General features: G+C 60.5%; 1 protein-coding gene. It reads right to left on the reverse strand.

Going from position 1 to position 1,157, the window contains the following annotated elements; translation table 11 throughout:
- On the reverse strand, positions 1-1,146 hold a 1,146-nt coding region (flgE, locus tag CAG11_RS32970; RefSeq protein ID WP_085600876.1), incomplete at its 3' end, for a flagellar hook protein FlgE.
- Positions 1,147-1,157 lie beyond the last annotated feature (11 nt).

Consider the following 1,157-nt stretch of genomic DNA (forward strand, 5'->3'; position numbering starts at 1 on the left):
GTAGGTTTCCTTCCACTGGGTACCACCGATCGGCTGCAGGCCCTGTTCGTTGGTGAAGCTGGCCAGGGAGATCTGGCCGATCGGCTTGGTCTGCTCGTTGCTGAAGTTGGCCAGCATCACGCCACTGCCGTCGATGGTCAGGTTGGTGATCTGGCCAGTGGAGTAGCCGTTCTGCGCGACTACCGAGCGGGCAGTATCACCCAATACCGAACCGGTCTTGGTCATGTCGATCTTCACGCCACCCGCTGCAGCTATCGAGCCGTTGGGGACGAAGGTGCCATTGACCACGTTGCCCGGGGTCCAGCTGCCCATGACGATGCTGTTGCCACTTACCGTGAACGGGCTGGTGGCCGGCGCGGCTGGCGGCGTCAGGGACTGGAGCTTGCCCGAGGAATCGAACTTGATGGTGATCGGCGCCTGGTTGGCCATGCTGAAAGCCGTACCGTCGGGGTTGCGACCATCGATCAGGGTGTAGGTCACCCACTCGTTGGGATTGGACGTCTTGATCATGTACTGATCCATGACGTGCTTGTTGCCCTGGGAGTCATACACCGGGGTGCTGAACTGCTTGCTGTAGGTCTCGCTCTTGGTCGGATCGAACACATACGCCGGGGCCGGGGCCGTTGGGTTGACGTTGATCGGAGTTTCGCTGGAGTTCAGGTTGATGGTCGAGGAGATCGAATCGGTCGGCTTTGGCGCCAGGTTCGAAGTATCGATCCGCAGGTCGGTCAACACGCCGTTGATGATCTTGCCATTGGCATCCACGGCATAGCCTTGCAGGCGGGCAGTGCCGTCGCTGGTGGTGATGTAGCCTTCCTTGTCGGCCTTGAAGGCGCCGGCGCGGGTGTAGCTCAGCGAGCCATTGGTGCTCAGCACGAAGAACCCCTGGCCCTGGATACCCATGTCCAGCACGTTGCCGGTGTTGTTGATATCACCGTTGGTGAACTGCTGGGACACGTTGGCCAGGCGCACGCCGTTGCCCACTACCTGGGTACCGCTGCCCAGCTTGGTGGCCGAGTACACGTCGGCGAATTCCGCACGGGAAGACTTGAAGCCGGTGGTGGCGACGTTGGCGATGTTGTTGCCGGTCACGTCCAGTTGCTTGTTGGCAGCGTAGAGACCGCTAAGGCCGATATTGAAAGACATGTTCCACTCCT

The organism is Pseudomonas sp. B6(2017) (assembly GCF_002112765.1).
Lineage (GTDB): Bacteria > Pseudomonadota > Gammaproteobacteria > Pseudomonadales > Pseudomonadaceae > Aquipseudomonas > Aquipseudomonas piscis.